21 protein-coding genes are annotated in these 21,401 nt (G+C 71.1%); 16 read left to right on the top strand and 5 right to left on the bottom strand.

All coding sequences use genetic code 11. From position 1 onward, the window contains the following. Positions 1-190: 190 nt before the first annotated feature. The 16 genes from PE066_RS06445 (at position 191) to PE066_RS06370 (ending at position 16,613) form a co-directional block, all read left to right on the top strand. On the top strand, positions 191-880 hold the full coding sequence (locus PE066_RS06445) for a cupin domain-containing protein (RefSeq protein WP_271235731.1): 690 nt from the start codon (positions 191-193) through the stop codon (positions 878-880). Positions 881-899: 19 nt separating this feature from the next. Then, positions 900-2,027, top strand: a complete 1,128-nt coding sequence (locus PE066_RS06440) for a mandelate racemase/muconate lactonizing enzyme family protein (protein ID WP_271235730.1) — start codon at positions 900-902, stop codon at positions 2,025-2,027. Positions 2,028-2,038: 11 nt separating this feature from the next. Continuing rightward, a complete protein-coding gene (locus PE066_RS06435) occupies positions 2,039-2,878 on the top strand; it encodes an SDR family NAD(P)-dependent oxidoreductase (protein WP_271235729.1) in 840 nt (279 codons plus the stop codon). Further along, positions 2,875-3,924 (top strand): LacI family DNA-binding transcriptional regulator, encoded by a 1,050-nt coding sequence (locus PE066_RS06430; RefSeq protein WP_271235728.1) that lies wholly within the window; start codon positions 2,875-2,877, stop codon positions 3,922-3,924. Before PE066_RS06435 ends, PE066_RS06430 begins: the two co-directional genes overlap by 4 nt. An 87-nt stretch (positions 3,925-4,011) precedes the next feature. Then, positions 4,012-4,821, top strand: a complete 810-nt coding sequence (locus tag PE066_RS06425; protein ID WP_271235727.1) for a phosphosulfolactate synthase — start codon at positions 4,012-4,014, stop codon at positions 4,819-4,821. A 7-nt stretch (positions 4,822-4,828) separates the two neighbouring features. After that, the gene (locus PE066_RS06420) at positions 4,829-5,770 is read left to right on the top strand and encodes an SMP-30/gluconolactonase/LRE family protein (protein ID WP_271235726.1); all 942 of its coding nucleotides are present in this window, start codon (positions 4,829-4,831) and stop codon (positions 5,768-5,770) included. Positions 5,771-5,799: 29 nt separating this feature from the next. Further along, positions 5,800-7,044: an ABC transporter substrate-binding protein gene (locus tag PE066_RS06415; protein WP_271235725.1), complete on the top strand. Its 1,245-nt coding sequence runs from the start codon at positions 5,800-5,802 to the stop codon at positions 7,042-7,044. Then, a complete protein-coding gene (locus PE066_RS06410; protein ID WP_271235724.1) occupies positions 7,041-8,330 on the top strand; it encodes a branched-chain amino acid ABC transporter permease in 1,290 nt (429 codons plus the stop codon). The genes PE066_RS06415 and PE066_RS06410 overlap by 4 nt, the downstream gene beginning before the upstream one ends. A gap of 6 nt (positions 8,331-8,336) precedes the next feature. After that, on the top strand, positions 8,337-9,311 hold the full coding sequence (locus tag PE066_RS06405) for a branched-chain amino acid ABC transporter permease (protein WP_271235723.1): 975 nt from the start codon (positions 8,337-8,339) through the stop codon (positions 9,309-9,311). Beyond that, on the top strand, positions 9,301-10,938 hold the full coding sequence (locus tag PE066_RS06400; RefSeq protein WP_271235722.1) for an ATP-binding cassette domain-containing protein: 1,638 nt from the start codon (positions 9,301-9,303) through the stop codon (positions 10,936-10,938). Before PE066_RS06405 ends, PE066_RS06400 begins: the two co-directional genes overlap by 11 nt. Beyond that, complete coding sequence (locus PE066_RS06395) at positions 10,904-12,376, top strand: aldehyde dehydrogenase family protein (protein WP_271235721.1); 1,473 nt, start codon at positions 10,904-10,906, stop codon at positions 12,374-12,376. Before PE066_RS06400 ends, PE066_RS06395 begins: the two co-directional genes overlap by 35 nt. A gap of 17 nt (positions 12,377-12,393) precedes the next feature. Next, positions 12,394-13,092, top strand: a complete 699-nt coding sequence (locus PE066_RS06390; protein WP_271235720.1) for a cysteine hydrolase family protein — start codon at positions 12,394-12,396, stop codon at positions 13,090-13,092. Between the two features lie 211 nt (positions 13,093-13,303). Continuing rightward, complete coding sequence (locus PE066_RS06385) at positions 13,304-14,236, top strand: dihydrodipicolinate synthase family protein (protein ID WP_271236517.1); 933 nt, start codon at positions 13,304-13,306, stop codon at positions 14,234-14,236. A gap of 8 nt (positions 14,237-14,244) precedes the next feature. Further along, positions 14,245-15,483, top strand: a complete 1,239-nt coding sequence (locus PE066_RS06380) for a CaiB/BaiF CoA transferase family protein (protein ID WP_271235719.1) — start codon at positions 14,245-14,247, stop codon at positions 15,481-15,483. A 145-nt stretch (positions 15,484-15,628) separates the two neighbouring features. Then, positions 15,629-16,015, top strand: a complete 387-nt coding sequence (locus tag PE066_RS06375) for a hypothetical protein (protein WP_271235718.1) — start codon at positions 15,629-15,631, stop codon at positions 16,013-16,015. Between the two features lie 97 nt (positions 16,016-16,112). Then, positions 16,113-16,613: a GNAT family N-acetyltransferase gene (locus tag PE066_RS06370; protein ID WP_271235717.1), complete on the top strand. Its 501-nt coding sequence runs from the start codon at positions 16,113-16,115 to the stop codon at positions 16,611-16,613. Positions 16,614-16,702: 89 nt separating this feature from the next. Here PE066_RS06370 and PE066_RS06365 read toward each other — a convergent pair whose 3' ends face one another. The 5 genes from PE066_RS06365 to PE066_RS06345 form a co-directional block, all read right to left on the bottom strand. After that, positions 16,703-17,512, bottom strand: a complete 810-nt coding sequence (locus PE066_RS06365; protein WP_271235716.1) for a class I SAM-dependent methyltransferase — start codon at positions 17,510-17,512, stop codon at positions 16,703-16,705. 126 nt (positions 17,513-17,638) lie between these two features. After that, the gene (locus PE066_RS06360; protein WP_271235715.1) at positions 17,639-18,436 is read right to left on the bottom strand and encodes an ABC transporter permease; all 798 of its coding nucleotides are present in this window, start codon (positions 18,434-18,436) and stop codon (positions 17,639-17,641) included. Then, positions 18,433-19,029, bottom strand: a complete 597-nt coding sequence (locus PE066_RS06355; RefSeq protein ID WP_271235714.1) for an ABC transporter ATP-binding protein — start codon at positions 19,027-19,029, stop codon at positions 18,433-18,435. Before PE066_RS06355 ends, PE066_RS06360 begins: the two co-directional genes overlap by 4 nt. Positions 19,030-19,187: 158 nt before the next feature. Continuing rightward, positions 19,188-19,871, bottom strand: a complete 684-nt coding sequence (locus PE066_RS06350; RefSeq protein WP_271235713.1) for a glutathione S-transferase family protein — start codon at positions 19,869-19,871, stop codon at positions 19,188-19,190. A gap of 137 nt (positions 19,872-20,008) precedes the next feature. Then, positions 20,009-21,352, bottom strand: a complete 1,344-nt coding sequence (locus PE066_RS06345) for an MFS transporter (RefSeq protein WP_271236516.1) — start codon at positions 21,350-21,352, stop codon at positions 20,009-20,011. Positions 21,353-21,401: the final 49 nt, after the last annotated feature.

The raw sequence follows: 21,401 nt of genomic DNA, 5'->3' as shown, positions 1-21,401 counted from the left end.
ATTTCCGGGCGGTGTGGCGAAGCCGGTTGCGCCCCACCCAGGGAACGCTCGCCTGCACCGCCTTCCCCGGTTTCTCCTGGAGGGATCGGCTCTTGACCGGAACTCGACTTCTTGGCCGAGGGTGTTGACACGAAGGGGTTCTACGGTCATAGTTCGTGAAAACGTTTTCTAGCAAATCACAGGAGAACCGATGGGAACCCGAATGAGGCTGGCCACCCTGCCCACCCAGCCGACGATGAACGAGAACCACCGCCTGGTGCGCACCGTGTTCCGCCGCGCGGACCTGCTGGCCAGCAGCGTGCTGGCCGTGGAGCAGTCCACGTACTTCGCCGGGGGCAAGTCGCCGGTCCATGCGGAGGGTGATTCCGAGGAGGTGATCTATTTCCGGCGCGGCCGCGGCAAGGTGCTGCGCGGCGCCGAGTACGTCGAGGTCGGTCCCGGCTCCGCCGTGACCATCCCGGGCGGGATCGCGCACCACGTGGTGAACACGGGCGAGGACGTGCTCGAGCACATCCTCATCAGCGCCGACCTGTCGCATCCCGCGCCGGCCGCGCAAGCGCTGCCGGACACCGGCGACTACCTGGTGCCCCACGGCGCCGACGGCCTGCAACGGCTGGCCTGCCGGAAATTCACCGTCGCGGCCGGCGAGCAGTCGCCCTCGTGGACCCATGACGACCGGGAAGTCGTCTACGCGATCTCCGGCGGCTTCGCCATCGTGCACGTGGGCCTGCCGGGCGGCGAGTACGAGTGGCAGTACGCCATGGACGGCTCCAACTGCTTCTGGCTGCCGCCGGGGCGGCCGCACTTCTTCCGCAACGTGGGTGACAGCCCGCTGACCGTGGTCGGCCTGCTGTGCCTGTCCGACGCGCCGCCCCTGTAAACCCGCTGGAGCCATTTCGATGCTGATCAAGCAAGTGACGGCGGTCGCCGTCTCCGTGCCGCTGGAGATCGTCACCAGCATGTCGAGCCGCACGGTGCATGCGCGCGAGTACGTGATCGTCACCGTCGAGGACGAGGACGGGAGCACCGGCACCGGCTACACCTATGCCGGCACCACCGGCGGGCGGGCGGTGCGCGATACCGTGCTGCAGTCGCTGCTGCCGGTGCTGCGCGGGCGGCCGGTGCACGACATCGAGGGTGCCTGGAAGGACATGTACCAGGAGGCCCTGCTGATCGGGCGGCGCGGCGCGGTGCTGCGCTCGATGTCGGCGATCGACATCGCGCTGTTCGACCTCGTCTCGCGCAAGGCCGGCCTGCCGCTGGCCAAGTTCCTGGGCGGCTGGAAGGACAAGGTGCCGGCCTATGCGTCCGGCGGCTACTACCGGGCGGGCGATCCGTTCGAGCAGCTCGAGCGCGAGATCCGCGGCAACCAGGCGCTGGGCTTCACCGACCACAAGATCAAGGTGGGCGGCCGCACGGTGCGCGAGGATGCCGCCCGCGTGAAGCTGGCGCGCGAGCTGGTCGGCCCCGAGGGTCGGCTCTCGCTCGATGCCAACAACGCCTACCGCCATGCGGCCGAGGCGATCGAGGCCGGTCGGGCCTTCGAGCGTGCCGCCGGCCCGCTGGGGCTGTGGTGGTTCGAGGAGCCGCTGTCGCCGGAAGACGTGGCCGGCCATGCGCGGGTCGCGGCGGCGCTGGAAACCCCGGTCGCCACCGGCGAGATCCACCAGACGCGCTGGGATTTCCGCGCGCTGATGGAGCAGGGCGCCGCCGCGATCGTCCAGGCCGACGCGGCCGTGGTGGGCGGCATCAGCGAGTGGCGCCGGATCGCGGCCCTGTGCGCCTCGTTCGACGTGCCGATGGCGCCCCACTGGCACCACAACCTGCACGTGCACCTGGCCGCATCCACGCCCAACTGCATGGTCGTCGAGCACTTCGACCTGGCCAAGGACGTGTTCAACTTCGAGCGGCTGCTGACCCCGGCGTCGCGGGCGCGGCCCGAGGGCGGCTGCCTGGCGGTCCCGGATGTCCCCGGCCTCGGGGTCGAGTTCGATCCGCAGGCGGTCGAGCAGTTCAGGCTCGCGTGAGGCGCACGGGCATGTATCACGACCTGCACGGCAAGGTGGCGGTGGTCACCGGGAGCGCCCAGGGGATCGGCCGCGGCATCGCCCAGCGGCTGGCGCGCGAGGGCTGCAAGCTGGTGCTCAACGACATCGCCGAGGAGGCGCTGGCGCTCACGGCCGGCGAGCTGAGGGAGCAGGGCGCGCAGGTGCTGTCGATCGTCGCCGACGTGGGCAGCCGCCCGCAGGTGGAGGCGATGTTCGCGCAGGCCGAGGCCTGGCAGGGCGGCGTCGACGTGCTGGTGAACAACGCGGGCTGGTCGGTGCCGGTGTCGCACCTGCTGGAGATGACCGAGTCGCACTGGGACGACGTCCTGCGCACCAACCTCAAGAGCATGTTCCTGTGCACCCAGACGGCGGCGCGCTCCATGGTGGAGGCGGGCCGCGACGGCTCGATCGTCTGCCTCAGCTCGTTCGGCGCCACCCGGGCCCATCGCGCGATGGCCGCCTACGACGCCTCCAAGGGCGGCGTGGAAGGCTTCACCCGCGCGGCGGCGCTCGACCTGGCGCCGTTCGGCGTGCGCGTCAATGCGATCGGCCCGGGCGCGATCCACACCGAGTTCTTCGACCACGAGGGGCTGGAGGGCCAGCGGACGCGGGCCCGGCCCGTACCGCTCGGACGGGTCGGACAGGTCCAGGACATCGCGAGCGGCGCGGCGTTCCTCGCCTCATCCGACGCGTCGTACATTACCGGCCAGGTGCTCTACATTGACGGCGGCATGCACGCCCAGCTGCGTCCGCCGGAGATGGACCGGCCCTTGCCCGATGCGCTCGGACGGTTCCGGCGCGCCGCCCACGCCCACCTGCAAGACCAATGAAGTCCAGCAGTCCGCTCGCCAACCTGCCAGAACCCGTCGGCATCCGCGAGATCGCCCGGGAAAGCGGCGTCTCCATCGCCACCGTGTCGCGCGTGCTGCAGGGCAATGCCCGCGTCTCCGGCGACCTCAAGGCGAAGGTGGAGGAGGTGGTGAGGCGGCTGAACTACCGGCCGAACTTCTCGGCCCGCACGCTGCGGATGCAGAAGTCCCACACCGTGGGGGTGGTGGTGCCGCACATCGGCAACGCCCACTTCAGCGACGCCGTGCGAGCGATCCAGGACGTCGCCAGCGACGAGGGCTACACCGCCCTGGTCGTCAACTCGGACGGCGAGCCGGCGCAGGAGGTCGCGGCCCTGCGCACGCTGGAAGAGCGCCAGGTGGACGGCATCGTCCTCGTGTCGTCGTCGCCCACCGCGACGAAGGCGCTCTCGTCGACGATCGAGCGGGGCGTGCCCGTGCTGGCGATGGACCGCGCCATCCGCGGCGCCGGCATGGACCAGGTGCTGGTCAACACCCGCGCCGGCACGCGCGAGGCCGTGCTGCACCTGGCGGCCAACCGCTGCCGCCGGATCGCCCTGCTGGCAGGCCCCTCGGGCCTGTGGACCGCCTCCGAGAAGTTCAAGGGCTACCTGGAGGGGCTGAAGGAAGCCGGGCTGGAATTCGATCCGGACCTGGTGCTGCCCGGCGACTACAGCTTCGAGAGCGGCGAGAACCAGGCGCTGGCGCTGCTCGACCTCAAGCCGCGGCCGGACGGGCTGATCGTCGCCAACAACCTGATGACGCTCGGGGCGATGCGGGTCTTCCTGCGCCACCGCGTCGACATCCCCGACGAGCTCGCACTGGTGGGCTATGACGACGCCCTCTGGACCGATGTGGTCCGCCCCGCGGTCACGGTCGTTTCCCAGCCGACCTACGAGCTGGGCGCGTCCTCGATCCGGACGCTGCTCGCCCGCCTGGCCAACCGTTCGGCCGAGCCGAAACGGGTGCTGCTCGACACCCGGCTGATCGTGCGCGAGTCGAGCGCGCGCGTGTCCGGCAAACCCTGAATCCCGCATTGACAGAGCCCGCTTGCGCGCTAACATGAAAACGTTTTCTCAGCCGGAGATGACCCTCCCCCACTTCCTGGAAACATGATGTCCGACCCGAATTCCTTCGCCAGCCTGCTTGTCAGCCCGCGGGCCGACAAGCCCCGCATCGCGGGCTCCACGTGGATCACGCTGTTCGGGGAGGGCCCCCGCCAGCTCGAGGCGCTGCTCGAGACCTCGAGCGAGTTCATCGACCGCGCCAAGCTGGCCTACGGCTCGGCGCTGCTGGCCAAGCCGGCGCTGCTGAAAACCATCACCGGCATGCTGCGCGAGCGCGGCATCGAGCCCTATCCGGGCGGGACGATCCTGGAGATGGCGATCCGCCTGGGCCAGGTGCCGGCCTTCTACGACTGGGCCCAGGAGATGGGCTTCACCGGCATCGAGATCTGCGACGGCGTGGTGGAGATGACGCGCGAGGAGCGCTCCGGCTACATCCGCATGGGCGTGGAGCGCGGCCTGAACGTCACCACCGTCGTGCAGGAGGCGATCCGCAAGCCGGTGATCGAGATCGTCCCGCTGAACGACCGGATCGCGCGCGCCAAGGCGGATTTCGAGGCCGGCGCCACCCAGGCCCACTTCATCTACCAGGCCATGGCCCGGGGCGAGACCCCGGCCGACGTCGTCGGTCCGATCAAGTTCGAGCAGGTCAAGCGGGTGATCGCCGAGATCGGCAGCGAGCGCATGGTGTGCGAAGCGCTGTCGGCCGACGACCAGCTGAAGTACCTGCGCGTCTTCGGCCCGGACATCAGCCTGGGCCACATCGACCCGCGCACGGTCGTGCAGCTGGAGGCGCAGCGCCGCCGGCTCGGCTACGAGACGTTCTGGTCGGCCGTGTGGGGCCGCCCGCACTGGAGCTGAGCGGGCCATGTTCAATCCCTTCGGCCCCGTCGAGCGCATCCCCGCCCGGGTGTGGTCGCGCATGCCGGCGAAGTACCGCCGCGGCAAGCGCAGCACCTGGGCCGATGCCAACCGCGGCGGCGAGCTGCTGGACTGCTTCCTGGAGGGGCCCAGCTTCGACCGCCAGGGCCGGCTGTGGCTGGTGGACGTGCCGTTCGGCCGCGTCTTCCGGATCGATCCGGACGGCGCCTGGGAGCTGGTCACCGAATACGACGGCTGGCCGAACGGGCTGAAGATCCACCGCGACGGCCGCGTCTTCATCTGCGACTACCGCCGCGGCCTGCTGGGCCTGGACGCCGCCTCCGGCGCGGTCGAGCCGGTGCTGGAGACGGTGCACAGCGAAGGCTTCAAGGGGTTGAACGACCTGCACTTCGCGCCGAACGGCGACCTCTACTTCACCGACCAGGGACAGACCGGCGTGGCCGACCCGTCCGGGCGGCTCTACCGGCTGCGCGCCGATGGCGCACTGGACAAGCTGCTGGACTGCATCCCCAGCCCGAACGGCGTGACCCTCGCCGGAGGCGGCCGCCACTGCTACGTCGCGGCCACCCGCAGCCAGCAGGTCTGGCGCGTGCCGCTGATGGCCGACGGCGGCGTCTCCAAGGTGGGCGTCGCGATCCAGTTGTCCGGCGGGACCGCGGGGCCGGATGGCATCGAGGCGGACGCCGAGGACGGGCTGCTCGTTTGCCACCTCGGCGTGGGCGTGTGGCGATTCGACGCGCGCATGCTGCCGACGCACCTGGTGCAGCCGGCCGCCGACGAGACCCACCTCACCAACCTGGCCTTCGACCCGCGCGAGCCGCGCGACCTGTACATGACCGCCTCGCTCACCGGCACCGTGCAAATCGCCCGCATGCCCGTGCCGGGACGGCCGCTTTTTGCCCATTCGCAAGCGTCCGGGCCGCTCTAGCCCGAAAACATGACCAAAGGAGATAAGTGATGCGCATGACACCCTCATCCATGCCGCGCGCGGTGATCGCTGCCGCGCTGGGCATCAGTTTCGCGATCGGCGCCGCCTCGGTCCACGCGCAGCAGCCCGCCGGCGGCGAGCTGAAGATCGGCACCCTGCTGCCGATGACCGGCCCGGCCGCGCAGTTCGGCCCGCCGATGGCCGCCGCGGTCGAACTGGCGGCCAAGGACGTCAACGACGCCGGCGGCGTGCTGGGCCGCAAGCTCACGCTGGTGCATGCCGACGAGGCGGGTGACGCCAACATCGCCTCGCAGGCGCTGGACCGCCTGCTCAGCCAGAACGTGCGCGCCGTCATGGGAACCGGATCGACTTCGGTGACGTTGTCGCTGCTGGACAAGGTCGTGCGGGCCCGCGCCTCGATGTGCTCGGGCGCGAACACGGGTCCCCAGCTGACCGCCTATCCGCACCAGGGCTACTTCGCGCGGACTTCCTACTCGCAGGTGCTGCAGGGCCCGGTCTACGCGCAACTGGCGATCGAGGACGGCCACAGCAAGATCGCCATCCTGGCGCGCGGCGACGCCTTTGGCAAAGGCCTGGCCGAGGCCATCGAACAGGCCTTCAAGGCGGCCGGCGGCGAGGTGCTGGCCACGATCGTCTACGACCCGGCCCAGACCAGCTTCGACTCCGAGGTCCAGCGCATTGCCGGCCTGCGCCCCGAGGGCGTGGCGGTGATCGGCTACGACGAGCGCGGCAAGATCTTCCGCTCCATGATCGAGCGCGGCCTGGGGCCGCGCAACATCGGCGTGTACACCACCGGCGTGCTGGGCCCCGACTTCTGGAAGGGCGTGAACCCGGCCGATGCCTCGGTGCTGGAGAAGGTCAAGCAGGGCGGCTCGGTGCTGACCATCCGCGGCAACGACTTCGGCCCGCGGCTGGCGGCCCATGCGCCGGGCCTGCGCACCAACCAGTTCGCGCCCGAACAGTACGACTGCCTGGTGATCACGGCGCTGGCGATGACCGCGGCCAAGTCGACCGATCCCAGCATCTACAAGAGCCAGGTGCCCCTGGTCACCAAGGGCGAGGTCGAGTGCACCAACTACCGTGACTGCGTGCGTTCGCTGTCGGCGGGCAAGACCATCGCCTACGTCGGCCCGACCGGACCGACCCGGCTGACGGACAAGGGCGACCCCACCACCGCGCGCTTCCAGATCTACGCGGTGGACGCCAAGGGCGTGTCGCAGCCGGTGCGCCAAGTGCAAGTGAAGGCGCCATGACGGCTTTCAGGCTCCTGATCGCCTGCTTCCTGACGGCAGCCGGGCTGCTGGCCGCCGCCGTCCCGGCGCAGGCCGGCACGGCGATCGGCGGAACGCTGCGCGTGAAATCCGCCGATGCACCCGCGCCCGTCGCGGGCGTCGAGCTGGCGGTGCAGTCCACCCAGGGCGGCGAGACCGTGCGCGGCCGCTCCGGGCCGGACGGCCGTTTCGAGATTCCGCTGCCCGCGGCCGGGCCGTACCGCGTCACCCTGGAGGCGAAGACCCTGCCGGACGGCGTGGTGCTGCCGGCGGGCCGCTCGCCGACCCTGACGGTGGACGTGCAGGAAGGGCAGAGCAAGCTGGTGCTGTTCCCGCTCGAGCGCGCCGGCGCCGTGCAGCAGCGCCAGGGGCCTTCGGTGGCGACGCGGGTGCTGCAGGTGGTGCTGGACGGAACCGTGTTCGGCCTGATCATCGCGATGGCGGCCGTGGGGCTCTCGCTGATCTACAGCGTGTCGCGGATCATCAACTTCGCGCACGGCGAGTTCATGACGCTGGGGGCCCTGCTGGCCTTCCTGCTCAGCACCATGGCCGGCGGCCCGCAGTGGCCGCTGATCGCGGCCGCGGTCGTGGCCGTGCTGGCGGTCGGTGCGCTTGGGGGCGCGCTCGGAACCGGGCTGCTGCGGCCGCTGGAGTCGCGCGCCAAGGAGCACTTCTCGATCCTGGTGTTCACCATCGGGCTGTCGTTCGCCATGCGCTACCTGCTGCTGGCGCTGTTCGAATCGAACACCCAGCCGTACCGCGAGTACGCGCTGCAGGAGCCGCTGCGCTTCGCCGGCCTGGCCATCACGCCGCGCGACCTGGTGGTCTGCACGGTGGCGGTACTGGCGCTGCTCGGGCTGGGCGTGCTGCTGCTGCGCACCCGCCTCGGGCGCGCCATGCGCGCGGTGGCGGGCGATCCCGGCCTGGCCGAGGCCACCGGCATCGACGTCAACCGGATCAAGCGCGACATCTGGATCGTGGGTTCGGCCCTGGCCGCCACCGGCGGCGTGCTGATGGCGGTGAGCCACCAGGTGCGCTGGGACATGGGCTACCAGACGCTGATGTTCGTCTTCGCCGCCGTCATCCTCGGCGGCATCGGGACCGCCTTCGGGACGATCGCCGGCGGCGTCGTGCTGGGGATCTGCATGGAGCTGGGCACGCTGGTGTTCCCGGTCGAGCTCAAGACGGCGCTCGCGATGCTGGCGCTGGCCGCCGTGCTGCTGGTGCGCCCGCAGGGCCTGTTCAATCGCGCGCAGCGCGTGGGGTAGATCGACGTGGATTTCCTGGAGCTTCTCTCCCTCACGGCGCGTGCCGCCGTGTCGCCCGAGGCGGCCGTGCTGGCGCTGGCCGCGGTCGGCCTGAACCTGCACTACGGCTACACGGGCCTGCTGAACTTCGGCCAGGCCGGGTTCATGATGATGGGCGCCTACGGCCTGGCCATCGGGGTGCTGTCCCTCGGCCTGGGGTTCGCCGGTGCGCTGGCGATGGCGCTGGCCTTCGCCGCCGTCCTGGCGCTGCTGATGGGCCTGCCGACCCTGCGGCTGCGGGCCGACTACTTCGCGATCGTCTCGCTGGCCGTCACCGAGTCGCTGCGGCTGCTGTTCCGCAGCACCTGGATGGAACCCGTCACCGGGGGCGTCCAGGGCCTGCAGCGCTTCGGCGACGGCTTCTTCGCGCTGAACCCGATCCCGCCCGGCGACTATGTCCTCGGTCCGCTGCACTGGAACGAGGCGCAGCTGTTCCTGTGCCTGGTCGCGTGGGTGACCGTGGTCGCCACCATCCTGCTGGTGCGGATGCTGGTCGCCTCGCCCTGGGGCCGCGTGATCCGTGCGATCCGCGACAACGAGCCGGGGCCGACCTCGCTGGGCAAGCCGGTGTTCCGCTACAAGATGCAGAGCCTGGTGCTGGGCGGGCTGATCGGCGCCCTGGCCGGCGTCCTGCTGGCCCTCAGCCACCAGGACGTGAACCCCGAGACCTACCTGCCGACGCTGACCTTCTTTGCCTACACCGGGCTGGTCCTGGGTGGCATGGGCAAGGCGTGGGGACCGGTGTTCGGGGTGGCGGTCTTCTGGATGATCGTGGCGGTGACCGACGGCCTGCTGGCCGGCGCCAGCGACACGCTCTCCTGGCTGGGGCCGCAGCAGGTCAGTGCCGCACGCTTCGTGCTGCTCGGCGCAGGCCTGATGCTGCTCGTCATGTACCGGCCCGACGGCCTGTTCGCAAAGCGGGGGCAACGTCGTGCCGCATGATCCTGTCATCCTGAAGGCGCAAGGCGTGGTGCGCCGCTTCGGCGCATTCACCGCGGTGGACGTCGACCAGTTCGCGATCGCGCGCGGCGCCATCACCTCGCTGATCGGCCCCAACGGGGCCGGCAAGAGCACCTTCTTCAACGTGCTGTCCGGCTTCATGCGGCCCTCGGCCGGGAGCTGGAGCTTCGATTCGACCGAGATCTCGCAGCTGGGCGCGCACCGCGTCGCCCGGCTCGGGCTGGTGCGGACCTTCCAGCACACGGCCGTGGCCGCGCGCCTGTCGGTGCTGGAGAACGTCATGCTCGGCGCCAAGGACCCCGCGGGCGAGACCCTGCTGTCGGCGCTGTGGCCGGCGCGCTGGCGGCCGGCGGAACGGCGCCTGGCCGAACGCGCCACCGAGGTGCTGGAGCGCTTCAAGCTCGTGCACCTGCGCGACCAGCCGGCCAGCGTGCTGTCCGGCGGGCAGCGCAAGCTGCTGGAGATGGCCCGGGCCCTGATGGCCGAGCCCAAGCTGCTGATGCTGGACGAGCCGATGGCCGGGGTGAACCCGGCGCTGCGCGATTCATTGCTCGAGCACATCGTGGCGCTCAATCGCCAGGGCACCAGCGTCCTGATCATCGAGCACGACATGGAGCTGGTGCGGCGCATCAGCGACCACGTAGTGTGCATGGCCGAGGGACGCATCATCGCCGAGGGGCAGGCCGCGCAGGTGGCCGCCGACCCGGCCGTCATCGAGGCCTACCTCGGTGCGCGCCGCGCCGGCGCCGCCCCCGCCCGGCCGCAGCCGCAGCCGCGGCCGGCCGAAGGCCAGGCACCGATCCTGTCGGTGCAGGACCTGGTGGCCGGCTACCTGCCGGGGGTCGACGTGCTGCGGGGCTGCTCGCTCGAGCTGCATCCGGGCGAGATCGTCGGCATCTTCGGGCCCAACGGCGCCGGCAAGTCGACCCTGCTCAAGTCGGTGTTCGGCATCGCGCGCACCCGCGTCGGGACCATCCACCACGAGGGCCAGGACATCACGGGATCGGCCGGCCACCGGCTGGTCGCGCGCGGCATCGGCTACGTGCCGCAGCTGGAGAACGTGTTCGCCCAGCTGACGGTGCTGGAGAACCTGCAGACCGGCGTGTTCATCGCCCCGGACCGCTGGAGCGACGGCTTCGACTACGTGCGCGGGCTGTTCCCGCCGCTGGAGCGGTTGCTGCACAAGCGCGCCGGCGACCTGTCGGGCGGCGAGCGGCAGATCGTCGCGCTGGCCCGGGCCCTGATGCTGCGCCCCTCGCTGCTGCTGCTCGACGAGCCCTCGGCCGGCCTGTCGCCGCTGATGCAGGAGCAGGTGTTCGAGTTCATCGCGGCGATCCGCTTGCAGGGGGTCGCCGTGCTCATCGTCGAGCAGAACGCCCGGCGCTGCCTGGAGATCTGCGACCGCGGCTACGTGCTCGACCAGGGACGCAACGCCTACACCGGCACCGGCGCGCAACTGCTCAACGACGAGCGCGTCGAGCACCTCTACCTCGGCGCGCGCCCGGCGCAGGACGACGGCGAAGCGGCCGAAGGCGCCCAGCCACCCGTGTTTTCACCCATCCATGGAGCAATGAATGTCACAGCAACGGCACGCCCCCTTCCTCATTGACGGCAAGGCGGTCGAAGCGCTGGAAGGCGGCACGATCGACGTGCGCAACCCGGCCAATGGAAGCATCGTCGGCACCACCGCCTGGGGCACCGCGGCCGACGCCGACCGCGCGCTCGCGGCGGCGCAGGCCGCCTTCCCGGGCTGGGCGGCGACCGACGTCGAGATCCGGGCCAAGCTGCTGCGCCGCACCGGCGAGCTGATCCGCGAGCGCCGGATGGAGATCGCGCAGGCGCTGACCAGCGAGCAGGGCAAGCCGATCGTCGACAGCCTGCGCGAGATCGACTACACGGCGCGCGTGTTCGAGTTCTACGCGGACATGGCGCCGCTGCGCGCCGACGCCTGGAAGCACCCGCAGGAGAACGCCATCTCCAAGGAACTGCGGGTGCTGGTGATCCACCAGCCGCTGGGCGTGGTGGTCACCATGGTGCCCTGGAACTACCCGGTCGACATCTTCGCCTGGAAGGTCGCGCCGGCGCTGGCGGCCGGCTGCACGGTGGTCAACAAGCCGTCGCCGCTGACGCCGCTGTCGACCGCGCTGACGGTGCAGTGCCTGGTGGACGCGGGCATCCCCGCCGGTGTCATCAACAACGTCGTCGGCAGCAACGAGGGCCTATCGATGAAGCTGATCCGCGATCCGCGCTCGCGCCTGGTCACCCTGACCGGCTCGATCGAGACCGGCCAGATGGTGATGCGGGAAGCCGCCACCGAGCTCAAGCGGATCGTGCTGGAGCTGGGCGGCCAGTGCCCCATGATCGTGATGCCCGACGCCGACCTCGACCTGGCGGTCGCGGCCGCCGTGCAGCGCTCGTACACCAACATGGGCCAGATCTGCCTGTCGGTCAACCGCATCTACGTGGCCGAGAAGATCCGCGGCCGCTTCCTCGATGCCTTCGTCGAGGCGACCCGGGCGGTCCGGCCGATGGACGGCGCCGCGCCCGGCGCGCTGTTCGGGCCGATGATCAACGACGCGCAGATCGAGCGCGTCCAGCGCCACGTGCAGGATGCCGTGGCGCGCGGCGGCAAGCTGCTTGCGGGCGGCCAGCGGCTCACCGGCGAGGGCTATGACGGCGGCAGCTTCTATGCGCCCACGGTGCTGGCCGACACGCCGGATGACGCCCTGGTCATGTGCGAGGAGACCTTCGGGCCGGTGGCGCCGGTGGTCGGCTACGCCTCGACCGAGGAAGTCATCCGCCGCGCCAACGCCACCCGCTTCGGCCTGGCCGGCTACATCTACAGCCAGGACATCGGGCAGGCATTGCAGCTGGCCGAGCGGCTCGAGTTCGGCGGCGTCGGCATCAACGTCAACGACGTGTGCGAGCTGCAGGCACCGTTCGGCGGCTGGAAGCACAGCGGGGTCGGGCGCGAGCTCGGCAGCGAGGGCTTGCTCGCCTACATGGAGGCCAAGCACATCCGCATGCGCCTGCCGGCGCTGGCCTGAGGGCAGCGGAGACCGCCATGAGTGCCGCCGTTTTCCCCGCCTTCGATTTCGAGCTGGAGCTGCCGGCCGCGCTGATCGTGATCGACATGCAGCCGGTCGGCGTCTCGCCCGGCGTCGGGCTGGTCAGGTCGATGGAGAGCAGCTCGCCCGGCTACACCGACTACCTGGTCGGCCGGGTCCGCAACGAGGTGGTGCCGGCGATCACCCGGCTGCGCCAGGCCTTCCGCGGCGCCGGACAGGACATGGTGTTCATGCTGTTCGGCTCGGTCGTGGGCGACGGCTCGGACATCCGCACCTCCACCATCCGCTACCGCAGCGAGCAGCGCCGCAAGGCGACCGGCTCCTCGGTGCTGACCTCGCGCGCGGATCCGTCCAGCGACGTCATCGCCGAGCTGAGCCCGGAGCCGGGCGACATCGTTCTGAGCAAGACCTCGATGGACAGCTTCGTGTCCACCCAGCTGCACGAGCACCTGCAGCAGCGGGGCATCCGCTCGGTCGTGGTGACCGGGGTCTACACCGACGCCTGCGTCGAGAGCACCGCCCGCAACGCGGCGGAGCTGGGCTACCGGGTCTTCGTCGCGTCGGATGGCTGCTGCGCCTGGCGGCCGGAGTTCCACGAGCAGAGCCTGGCCAACCTGGCGCGCTACTTCGCCCGGGTCGAAAGCGCGGCGACGCTGGCGGACCTGGTGGAACGGGCCGCTGGCCGCCAGCCATGACCGGCGCACCGATTGGCGGCGGCGCGACGCAACGCCGCGCCGCCGACCGCCTCCTGCCGTCTACCGACGCATCGCCGCGCGCGTCGCGCGGCGATCTGGTGCGGCGCCTGCTCCTGCTTTCCAGGCTCCGATCCTCGGCCGCCGCGCAGGCGGGCGAACTTCCATCCCCCCAGCCGTCCGGTGCGCCGGATGGCCCGTGGCCTTCACCGAAATGACGACTTCCAAGCAAGACCTGAGTGGCGTGCTCTCGCCGGTCCTCACCCCTTTCAACGCCGACTACAGCCCGGATCCCGACCGGCTGATCCGGCATTGCCGCTGGCTGCTGGAGCAGGAGGTCGGGCTGGCCGTGTTCGGCACCAACTCCGAAGCCAACTCGCTGGCGCTGGCCGAGAAGCGCCGGCTGCTGGATGCGCTGCTCGAAGCGGGCCTGCCGGCTTCGCGCATGATGCCGGGGACCGGCTGCTGCGCACTGCCCGAGACCATCGAGCTGACCCGGGCCGCCGTAGCGGCGGGCTGCGCCGGCGTGCTGATGCTGCCGCCGTTCTTCTACAAGAACGTCTCGGAGGAGGGCCTGTACCGGGCGTTCTCGACCGTGATCGAAGCGGTCGCCGACGAGCGCCTGCGGCTGTACCTGTACCACATCCCGCCCGTTTCGCAGGTGCCGATCACGCACGGCCTGGTGGCGCGGCTGCTGGACCGCTACCCGGGCTGCGTGGCCGGCATGAAGGACAGCTCCGGCGACTGGAACAACACGCGCAGCATGATCGAGGCGTTCGGCCCGCGCGGGTTCCAGGTGTTCGCCGGCAGCGAGACCTACCTGCTGGCCACGATGGAGGCGGGTGGAGCCGGCTGCATCACGGCCACCGGCAACGTGAACCCCGGCCCCATCCTGGACCTCTACAAGTCCTGGCAGGCGCCCGATGCACAGCAGCAGCAGGACCGGCTGGACGCGACGCGCGCCGCGTTCGCCAAATTCCCGATGATCCCGGCCATGAAGGCGGCGATCGCCTGGAAGTCGGGCCGCCGCGACTGGCTGACGGTCAGGCCGCCGCTGGTGGACCTTTCGCCTGCCGAGGAAGCCGAACTCCACCAGCGGCTGGACGCCGTGCGGTTCGAGCTGCCGCGCGCCGAGCAGCTGGCCTGACGCCGGCGATGGCGGCATCACTCGACGGCATCCGGGTGCTGGACCTGTCGCGGGTCCTCGCCGGCCCCTGGTGCACCCAGAACCTGGCCGATCTCGGCGCCGAGGTCATCAAGATCGAGCGGCCCGGCACGGGCGACGACACCCGGGCCTGGGGCCCGCCCTTCCTGCGCGACGACGAGGGCGGCGAAACGCGCGAATCCGCCTATTTCCTCGGCGCCAACCGCAACAAGCGCTCCGTCACCTGCGACATCTCGACCCCGCAGGGGCAGGAGATCGTCCGCGCGCTGGCGGCGCGCTCGCAGGTGTTCGTGGAGAACTTCAAGGTCGGCGACCTGGCGCGCTACGGCCTGGATTACGAGTCCCTGAAGCGGATCAACCCCGCACTGGTCTACTGCAGCATCACCGGCTTCGGCCAGACCGGGCCGTACCGCGACCGGGCCGGCTACGACTACGTGGTGCAGGGCATGGGCGGGCTCATGAGCGTGACGGGCGAGCGCGACGATCTCGGCGGTGGCCCGCAGAAGGTCGGCGTCGCCGTCGCCGACCTCTTCACCGGCCTGTATGCGACCGTGGCCATCCTGGCGGCGTTGCGCCATGCCGAGCGCACCGGCGAGGGCCAGCAGGTGGACATGGCCTTGCTGGACACGCAGGTGGCGATGCTCGCCAACCTCGGATCCGGCTATCTGGTCAGCGGCAAGGCGCCGCGCCGGGCCGGCAACGCCCACCTGAACATCGTCCCCTACCAGGTGATCGAGGTGGCGCCGCGCGCCGACGGCGAGCGCGACTTCATCATCCTGGCGGTCGGCAACGACGCCCAGTTCGGCCGCCTCTGCGAAGCGGCAGGTTGTCCGCAACTGGCATCGGACGAGCGCTTCGCCACCAATCGCGCGCGCGTCACCCACCGGGAGGTCCTGGTGCCGCTGCTCGAGGAGGTGTTCCGGACGCGGCGCAAGACCGAGTGGCTCGCGCTGCTGGAAAGCCTCAAGGTGCCTTGCGGGGCCATCAACGACCTCTCCGAAGTGTTCGCGGACGAGCAGGTGCTGGCACGGGGCATGGTGACCGAGTGGCCGCATCCGCATGCCCGGCGGCTGCGGCTGGTGGCCAGTCCGATGAAGCTCGGCGGCACGCCGGTGCGCCAGGACAGCGCGCCGCCGCTACTCGGACAGCACACGCGCGAGGTGCTGGCATCGGTCCTGGACCTGTCGCCGGGACAGATGGACGACTTGCAGGCTGGCCACATCATCTAGGCAGCGGCGCCCCGCACCGCCCACGCGCGCGCATTCAGCCGGATCGCCCGCGGGGTCGTGGACGGGGGCGCGCCGGCGCAGGTGGCCTGAGCAACCCCGGCGCCGCCAAGGCGGCTGGCCTGCAACGCGGCGCGCCGGTGGCAAGATGCCGCGCGCCACCTCCGTGAACGTCCTGCAGCGCGCGCTGGCGGTCGCGGCCGCGGTGTTCGGCGTCGCCACCGTGTTCGCCGGCGGCCGCGTGCTGCTCGGCGCCGACCCGGGCTACGTCGTGTACCGCCCGCTGCTGGTGTTCAATACCGCGATGGGGGCGGCGTACCTGCTCACCGGCGTGCTCGGCTGGCTCGATGCCCGGCGCGGGCGAACCGGTGCCGCGGCGATCGCCCTGCTCAACCTGCTGGTGCTCGGGGCCGTCGCTGCCCTGTTCCTCGCCGGCCCCGGCACCGTGGCCCGCGAGAGCATCGCCGCCATGACCTTCCGCACCGTCGTGTGGCTGCTGCTCTGGGCCGGCTTCGCCAGGGCCGCGCGCCGGTAATTGGGGTCAGATTCCAATTTCCAGTCGCCTCCCCGAAGTCGGAGGAGTGCGGCTTGGCCGCCGGCCCTCCGCCCCGCATTGCGTACAGTTGCCCGCCATGATTTCGACGCGAGCCATGACCGAGGCCGACCTGGGCGCCGTGCTGGCCATCCAGGCCGAGTGCTATGGACCGGCAATGAACGAGACGCGGGAGACGGTGCTGGCGCGACTGCGCGCCTTCCCGCACACGGCCTGGGTGGCGCACGACACCCAAGGCGCCTGCGCCTACCTGGTTGCTTACGAATCCCGCCTGGGCCGGGTAACGGCGCTGGGCGGCGACTTCCGGCGGAGCGAGCGGGCCGACAGCCTGTACCTGCACGATCTGGCCGTGTCGCCGCGAGCCAAGGGCCGGGGCGCTGGCCGCTTGCTGGTCGAGCAGGCGCTGCAGCAGGCCAGGCACGCGGGCCTGGCCCACTCCTGCCTCGTCTCCGTGCAGGACTCGCAGGCGTTCTGGCGCTCGTTCGGCTACGAACCCCGGCTGGAACTTCCGGCCGAATCGCAACCGGCGCTGCAGACCTACGGCCCGGGCGCCTGCTACATGGCCAGGGCCATCGCCTGAGTTCCGAAGTAGTTGGAGTCAGATTCCAATTTCGGCCGGGCCCGCAAAGCAAGGGATCCACGCTGCGCTGCTCGCGTGCGCTCGGCTTATCACGCGATCCCCGGCGAGGCGCCCCGCACCGCCCACGCGCGCGCATTCAGCCGGATCGAACCGTCGCCACCCGCCGCCAGCCGTTCCTGCAGGGCGTTCCTCAGCGTGATGCGCTGCGATTCCGGCAGGCCGCTGGCGTAGGTCGGCGCGGGACCCTGGCCGCCGAGGAAGGGCTGCCAGTAGTCGTCGAAACTGGCGAAGGCAGCGACCCCATCGAGGGGCACGACCTCGACGCCAGCCAGCCCGGCCTGCTCGAACGCCGCCTTCAGCGCGTGCGGATGGCAAAGCGGGAAGCGCGCGCCTTCGTGCAGCCGCGCGGCCTCGGCGTCGAGGGAGACCGCCTCTTCCCAGAACAGCCGGATCACCTCCATGCGGTCCGCGTAGTCCCAGACATAGGCGGCAATGGTTCCGCCCGGCGCGACGACTCGCCGCATCTGCGCCAGCGCAGCGGCCACGTCGGGCACGAAGTTCAGGACCAGGCCGGAGACCGCCACGTCGCACGAGGCGTCGCCCAGCGGCAGTGCCTCGGCGCTGCCCGGCAGCACGCGGGCGCGGGGTCCGAGTTGCTCGATGGCGAGCGCACGAAAGCCGTCGGAAGGCTCCACGCCGGTCACGCCGGCAGGCGCACAGCGCTCGAGGATTGCCGCCGACAGGGCGCCGGTGCCGCAGCCCACGTCCAGCCAGCGCCGGCCCGGCGGGATGTCCAGCCAGGCCAGGAACAGCGGCGCCACCTGCCGGCTCCAGCGGCCGATGTAGCGTTCATAGGCATCACCCTGCTGCCAGTTGACGGGTGCGGACTGCTCGTTCATGGCACGACCCTCCGTGCGATGGGGCCGGGCTCAGCCGGCGCTGACGACCGAGGCCCTGGCTGCATGGTAGGCGCGCTGTGCCCCATCCGGGACGGCTGTTTCGGTGCGCGCGGTCGAGCTGCGCCTTCAGGCCGCCTCGTTGATGCGGTCCAGCCGCAAGCGGTGCCGCGCGTCGGTGACGCGCCAGCTGGCGGCCATCACCGCCGCAGCGGCGCCGAAGCCGGTGGCGCCGGCCAGCAGGAACAGCACGAAGATCTGGTACTTGGCGGCTTCGAACGGCGACATGCCGGCCAGGATCTGCCCGGTCATCATGCCCGGCAGGGTGATGATGCCGGCCGCCGACATCTGGTTGATGAGCGGGATCAGGCCGCTGCGCAGCGCGTCGGTGCGCACGCCGGCCAGGGCCTGCTGCCGGGTCGCGCCCAGCGCCAGCCGCGCCTCGATGCCGCGCCGCTCGCGCAGCGCCGCGGTGTTGAAGGCGTTCAGCGTCACGCTGATGCCGCTCATGGCGCTGCCGAGCACGATGCCGAGCAGGGGGATGGAAAAGCGCGGATCGAACCACGGGTCGGGCCGCAGCAGCACGATGGACAAGGCCGTCACCGGCAGCGTCGCCACCGAGATCGTGCCGGCGCCGAGCGAGAAGCCCCAGTGGCCGGCAAAGCGGCGCTTCTGCCGCGAGCGGGTCTCCCAGGCCGCACTGGTCAGCATGGCCACGGCGACACCGGCCACCAGCCAGGGCGAGCCCAGTTCGAACACGGTCCTGAGCACCAGCCCGACGAACACCAGTTGCACCGCGGTGCGCGCGCCGGCGACCAGCAGCGCGCGCCCCATGCCCAGCCCCAGCCAGAGCGACAGCGCGGCGTTGGCCACGACCAGCAGCGAGGCCGCGGCCAGGGCCCAGTAACCAAGGGTCGGCTCGTTCACGGCGGGACTTCGCGCAGGCGGCCGTCGTCCATGGCGAAGCGCCGATGGCCCAGGCGCGCCGCGAGCCCGGGGTCGTGCGTGACCAGCACGATGCCGGTGCCTGCCGCCAGCTGTTCGCGCAGCAGGGACTCGATGCCGTCGCGGCTTTCCGGGTCCAGCCCCGAGGTCGGCTCATCCAGCAGCAGCACGCGGTTGTCCGGCGTGATCGCGCGCAAGAGCGCCAGCCGCTGGCTCTCGCCGGTGGACAGGCGCGCCACCGGCCAGTCGAGCGCGTCGTCCGGCAGGCCCACGCGCCCCAGCAGCGGGCGCGTCTGCGCCGGCGCCGGGAAGTGCGCCGCCACGTCGGCCGACCACCAGCCCGAATCCGCGGCGACGTAGGTGACCTGCCGCCGCCACGCCGGCGCCGGCATGGCCGAGCAGTGCGCGCCGTCCAGCGCGCAATCGCCGGCGTGCGGATCCAGGTCCGCGATCATGCGCAAGAGGATCGACTTGCCCGACCCCGAGCGGCCCTGGATGCCGATGCATTCGCCGGCCTGGATCCGCAGCCCGACCGGGCCGACGTGCAGGCGGGCGAGGGCGAGGAGGTCGAGCATGAGGGCACGATAGCAGCGTGCCCGGCCGCCGTGCGGGCGCCCGTCCGTCCGCTCCGCGCCGCAGGGCGCTCAGGTGGAATCCTGCGCTCGCGGCCGGCCTGGTGCGCGGATTTCGTGGGGGTCGGCGGGAGCCGGGCGGGGTCCAGGCGGCCGCAGCCTCAGCCCAGCAGTTCCTTCATGAATGGCGGCAAGGGCCGCCCGGCTGCCAGCAGCCAGGCCGCCATGGCTCCCGCGACCTGGCGGACCGGCTCACGGTCCGACATGCGATCGCGCCACGTCCTGAGGCGCGGGGTGGCTTCGGTCAGTGTCGCGCCCTGGCGTTCGCCGAAAAGCGCAGCCATGTAGAACGCAATGTCGGCATAGGTGAATTCCCCCGACAGCCACGCGCGGCCATCGGCGAGCTGCGCTTCCAGCGACTCGTGGAAGGCACGGGCGGCAACGATGGCGGCTTGCGCAGGCGGCTCCTGCAGGTGGTCCTGCAGGCCCATGAGGCGCACCACATGCGGGAAGTACACCTCGTCCGACTGCAGTTCCAGCAGCCGTGCGCGGGCTCGATCGCGCGCGTCGCGCGGCCACAGTGGGGGCGACGGCTGCATGTCCTCGAAGTACTCGAAGATCTGGGTCGAATCGAACAGTTCGAGGTCGCCATGCACCAGCACCGGAACCTGGCCCTTCGGGTTGATCCGCAGCACTTGCGGGTGTTTCGGCGCGTAGAGCGCGTGGAAATCGAATGGCACCATCACCAGGTCGAACTCGATGCCTTTCTCGAGCGCGGCAATCTGCACTTTCGCGCCGAACATGCTCAGAGGTCCCGAGTAGAGGGTGATGCGTTCCGTGGTCATGCACGAACACTAGCACCCAGGCCAGCCACTCTGCTTCACTTCCGGGACATGGCCGGCATGCCCGGCTCCCTCCGCCGTGTGTCGCCGGGGCTGGGTACTGCGGCCGATCCCCGGTCTTGCCGGTGCCGTTCACCCCATCACAAGGGGCGCGCGCCACGCAGGCGCAGCGCGCTGAACAGGGCCGCGACTCCCGCCAACACGGCCGCGGCCGCGAGCGCGATGAAGGGCCCACGCCCATCGTGAACGCCCACCAGGCCGAAGATCACCCCCACCATCACCGCGCCGGTCGACTGGCCGGTCAGGCGGGCGGAGCCCAGCATGCCGCTGGCGGCGCCGGCTCGCGCGAGCGGGGCGCTGGTGATGATGGTGTGGTTGTTGGGTGACTGGAAGAGCCCGAATCCCGCGCCGCAGAGCACCAATCGCCAGGCCATGTCCAGGGCCGAAGCCTGCGCGGGCAGGGTGGCCAGGGCGGCCAGCCCCAGCGACATCAAGCCGAGCCCGACGCCGCCCAGCAACCCGCCCGGATAGCGTGCGATCAGGCGCCCGGCCAGCGGCGCCAGGCAGACGGTGGCCAGCGGCCAGGCCGTGATCACCAGGCCGGCCTGGAGGTGGCTGCGCCCCTGGGCTTCGAGCAGCAGGAACGGCAAGGCCACGAAGGCCAGGGTCTGCGCCGCGAAGGCTGTGACCGAGGTGCACATCGACAGCGCGAACACCCGGATGCGCAGCAAGTCCACGGGAAACAGCGGGCGAGGCTGGTCCAGCTGCCGGCGCACATAGAAGACGCCGACACCGATGCCGGCTGCGAGCAGCGCAATCCCGACCGAGGCGGGCGCGGCGTGTTCCGCTCCACTGCGCGCCCCCACCGCGTCGGCGCCCAGGAACAGCAGCGAGAACATCAGGATGTTGAGGCCCGCGTCGGCCAGCCGCAGCGGGCCCGCCGCGTGCCGGGGACTGTGCGGCAGGGATCGCCGGGCCAGCCAGAGTACCGTCAGGCACAGCGGGAGGTTGACCGCGAACAGCCACTGCCAGGACGCGACCGACAGCACGGCCGCAGCGATGGTGGGACCGGCGACGGACGATGTCGCCACCACCACGGAATTGAGGGCGATGCCGCGCCCGAGCCTGTCGGCCGGATAGATCAGCCGCACCAGTGCCGCGTTGACGGCCATCATGCCGGCCGCACCGATCCCCTGGACGGCCCGTGCCGCCGCCAGCATCGGGAGGTTCACCGCAGTGACGCAGCCGAGGGAGGCGATCGTGAACAGCCCCAGGCCGCACAGATAGACGCGGCGGTAGCCGAGCCGCTCGCCGAGACTCGCGAAGGGCAGCAACAGGCCCAGGGTGGCGAGCTGGTAGGCCGTCACGACCCAGACCGACGCCGAGGCGGACGCGCCCAGGTCGCGCGTGATGTCGGGCAGTGCGAGGTTGACGATGCTGCCGTCGACCACGGAAACCGCGATGCCCAGCAGGCTCGCCGCCATGGCCCAGTAGCGATCCGGAACCGGCAGCCCGTCGGGCACCGCGGGCCTG

The sequence above is a fragment of the Ramlibacter tataouinensis genome (genome assembly GCF_027941915.1).
Taxonomy (GTDB): Bacteria; Pseudomonadota; Gammaproteobacteria; order Burkholderiales; family Burkholderiaceae_C; genus Ramlibacter; species Ramlibacter tataouinensis_C.
Note: the sequence above shows the minus strand (reverse complement) of the source record. Positions and strands in the feature narration are given on the sequence as shown.